This is a genomic window from Sulfitobacter sp. HI0027 (assembly GCF_001634775.1).
GTDB lineage: Bacteria > Pseudomonadota > Alphaproteobacteria > Rhodobacterales > Rhodobacteraceae > Sulfitobacter.
The window spans coordinates 1-3698 of sequence record NZ_LWER01000445.1; the positions used below are offsets into that span (position 1 = coordinate 1).

Sequence of the window (3698 nt, forward strand, 5' to 3'; positions counted from 1 at the left end):
GCCAAAGCGCACCGCGGTCACGCCCGCTTCGGCGCAGGCCTCGCGGCGCTTCCATTCGTAGTTGCCATACCACGGCGGCGTCTCGCAGATTTTGCGGGGGTCTTCGTGGATCGCGGTGTCGATATAGGCGGCACCGGTGTCGATGCAGGCCTGAAGCACGGTCATGTTCACGAAGGGGGAGCCCACGTTGATCACGATCTGGCAGCCGGTTTCCTTGATCAGGGCGGCGACAGCGGCGGTGTCCATGCCATCGACTTCGTGCGCCTTGAACACGCCGTCCTGTTTCATCGCGTTTTTCTCATGCACGCTGGCGATGATCGCCTCGCATTTGGAAACCGTGCGGCTGGCGATATGAAGCTCACCCAAACGATCATTATTCTGAGCGCATTTATGCGCCACGACCTGTGCGACGCCGCCCGCGCCGATGATAAGAACATTGCGTTTCATAGTGTTGACCTCTTTCTTGTCACGACAGGGCAGCGGCGAAATCGTCATAGTCGAAATCGCGCACCATTCGGATGGTTCCGTCCAACTCGCGGATGGCGATGCCGGGCATTTTGACGCCGTTGAACCAATTTTTCTTGACCATCGTGTAGCCAGCGGCGTCTTGGAACGAGATGCGGTCGCCCGCCTTTAGCGGCGCATCAAAACGAAACTCGCCAAAGATATCGCCCGCAAGGCAGGACTTGCCGCAGATCATCCACTCGTGGTCGCCGGTGTTGGGCGCGATCTTGGCCGGTTCGCGGTAGATCAGCAGGTCAAGCATATGTGCCTCGATGGAACTGTCGACGATGGCGAGGTTCTTACCGTTGTGCATCGTGTCGAGCACGGTGACCTCCAGCGTCGCGGCACCGGTGATCGCGGCCTCGCCGGGCTCAAGATAAACCTGCACGCCGAAGCGCTCGGCAAAGGCTTTGAGGCGCAGCGCCAGATCATCAAGCGGGTAGTCTGCGCCCGTGAAATGGATGCCGCCACCGAGGCTGATCCAGTCCATCTTGTGCAGCACCGCGCCGAAACGGTCTTCGATCAAAGTCAGCATCTCGTCGAAACGCTCGAAACTATCGTTCTCGCAGTTGTTGTGGAACATCAGCCCGGTGATCCGGTCTGCCACGGCGTCAATTGCCGCCGGGTCATGCTCGCCCAGACGGCTAAAGGGTCGCGCAGGGTCGGCCAGATCGAAGTCGGAGGTCGAGACGCCGGGGTTCGCGCGCAGGCCGCGGATGTGGCCCGAGGATTGGGTGTCGAACTTATCGAGCTGGCCGATGGAATTGAAGATGATCTTGTCGGCGTGGCCCAGCACCTCGTCGATCTCGTGATCGGCATAGGCGACGGAATAGGCGTGGGTCTCACCGGGGAATTTCTCGGCCCCCAGCCGCACCTCGTAGAGCGAGGAGGAGGTCGAGCCGTCCATATACTCCGACATGAAATCAAAGACCGACCATGTGGCAAAACATTTCAGCGCCAGCAGGCAACGCGCGCCCGAAAGCGCGCGGAGGCGGGCGATCTTTTCCATATTGTCGCGGAGATTGGCCTTGTCGATCAGGTAATAGGGTGTCTGCACGTCGAAAACCTTTCTGCGCGGCCGGAGGGCAAGCTCCGGGAGGGAAAAGACCCACTGAATGTGCTGTCGTGGTTGGCCCCGCTTGGGGGCATTTCCGGTGGCGCTTCGCATATTTCGCGCAAGCAACGCAATTGTAAAAAAACGCGCGGGCTGGACGGCACGCGCGTTTCCTTGGGTCTGAGTTTAGCGCCAGTCCTACAAAGGTCCACCGCCATGAAGTTGATTGGTTACGACTGCGGGTAGCCGATACCCTTCAGCGCGTCACGAATCTCGTCCAAGATTGCCGGGTCGTCGATGGTCGCGGGCGGCTTGAAATCCTCCCCATCCGCGATTTTCACGATGGTCGCGCGGAGGATCTTGCCCGAGCGGGTTTTGGGCAGGCGGTCCACCACCACGGCCTGTTTAAAGGCGGCAACGGGGCCGATCTGTTCGCGCATTCGGGTGACGCATTCCGCGACGATTTCCTCATGCGGTCGGTCGACGCCTTTGGTGAGGCACAAGAAGCCGACGGGCGACTGGCCTTTAAGGTCATCGCTGACCCCCACCACGGCGCATTCGGCCACATCGGGGTGGCCCGCCAAGACCTCTTCCATCGCGCCGGTCGACAGCCGGTGGCCCGCGACGTTGATCACGTCATCGGTGCGCGCCATGATCCAGACATAGCCGTCCTCATCAATCCGCCCCGCATCGCCAGTCTCATAATAGCCGGGGAAGGTGGCGAGGTAGGATTTGCGAAAGCGGTCTTCGGCGTTCCACAGGCCGGGCAGGGTGCCGGGGGGTAGGGGGAGCTTAATGGCAATCGCGCCCAACTCTCCGGCAGGCAGCGGTTCGCCCCGCTCATCCAAAATTTGCACGTCATAGCCCGGCATCGGCACGGTGGGCGAGCCGACCTTGACCGGCAGCGCCTCAAGCCCCGCCGGGTTGCCGACGATGGTATAGCCGGTCTCGGTCTGCCACCAGTGATCGTAGACCGGCTTGCCCAGTTTCTCCTGCGCCCATTCGACGGTATCGGGATCGGCCCGTTCCCCCGCGAGGTAAAGCGCACGCAGGCTCGACAGGTCGTATTTCTTGATCTCCTCGCCCTTGGGATCTTCGCGTTTCACGGCGCGGATCGCGGTGGGGGCGGTGAAGAAACTGGCGACCTTATGTTCTTCGATCACCCTCCAGAAGGTGCCCGCATCCGGGGTACCCACGGGCTTGCCCTCGAAGATGACAGTGGTGTTCCCGGCAATGAGTGGCGCGTAGCAGATATAGCTGTGGCCCACGACCCAGCCCACATCAGAGGCGGCCCAGAACACCTCGCCCGGTTCGACATTGTAGACGTTCTTCATGGTCCAGTTCAGTGCCACCAGATGCCCCGCGGTGGGCCGCACCACGCCTTTGGGCGCGCCGGTGGTGCCAGAGGTATAGAGGATATAGGCCGGGTGGTTCCCCTCAACCGGAACGCATGGGGCCGGGCGCACGCCGTCTTGAGCGGCGTACCAGTCGATGTCCCGCTCGGGGTTCAACTCACAGGGTTTCTGGCCGCGCTGCAGGATGATGCAGGTGTCGGGCTTGTGTGTGGCCTGTTCGATGGCCCCGTCCAGTAGGGGTTTGTAATCCACCACGCGCGACGGCTCGACCCCGCAGGAGGCGGCGATGATCGCCTTGGGTTTGCAATCGTCGATCCGCACCGCCAGCTCGCTTGAGGCAAAACCGCCAAAGACCACCGAATGGATCGCGCCAATCCGTGCGCAGGCCAGCATCGCCTCCACCGCTTCGGGGACCATGGGCATATAGATCACCACGCGGTCGCCTTTTTCCACACCTTGCGCCACCAGCGCCCCGGCGAGCGAGGCAACATGGGCCTGCAACTCGCTATAGGTCAGGGTCGATTTATTGCCAGTGATCGGGCTGTCATAGATGATCGCCACGCGCTTGCCGTTGCCCTGTTCGACATGGCGGTCCACAGCGTTGTGGCAGGTGTTTACACTGGCATCCGCGAACCACTCATAGATATGGTCGCCCCGGTCATATAGCGCGCGCGTCGGCGCGATGTCCCAATCGATCGCCTCGGCCTGCTCCAGCCAATAGGCTTCCGGATCGGCCTGCCAGCGGTCGTAGGTGTCACGGTATCCCATGGTGTTCCTCCTCCTGT

The 3698-nt window shown here is 61.6% G+C and carries 3 protein-coding genes; all 3 read right to left on the reverse strand.

Features of this window, described 5'->3' with window-relative positions; translation table 11 throughout:
• Positions 1-447 (reverse strand): saccharopine dehydrogenase NADP-binding domain-containing protein (locus A3722_RS21095; RefSeq protein WP_201722090.1); only part of this gene is annotated, 447 nt, incomplete at its 3' end.
• A gap of 19 nt (positions 448-466) precedes the next feature.
• Entirely contained in the window at positions 467-1561 is a 1095-nt protein-coding gene (locus tag A3722_RS21100) for a carboxynorspermidine decarboxylase (protein WP_067631289.1), read from the reverse strand.
• 227 nt (positions 1562-1788) lie between these two features.
• Positions 1789-3681, reverse strand: coding sequence for a propionyl-CoA synthetase (locus tag A3722_RS21105; protein ID WP_067631286.1), 1893 nt, complete (start codon positions 3679-3681; stop codon positions 1789-1791).
• Positions 3682-3698 lie beyond the last annotated feature (17 nt).

Coding starts and splice junctions, on each gene's coding strand:
- A3722_RS21105 (WP_067631286.1), bottom strand. CDS start 3,681: ATGGGATACCGTGACACCTACGACCGCTGGCAGGCCGATCCGGAAGCC.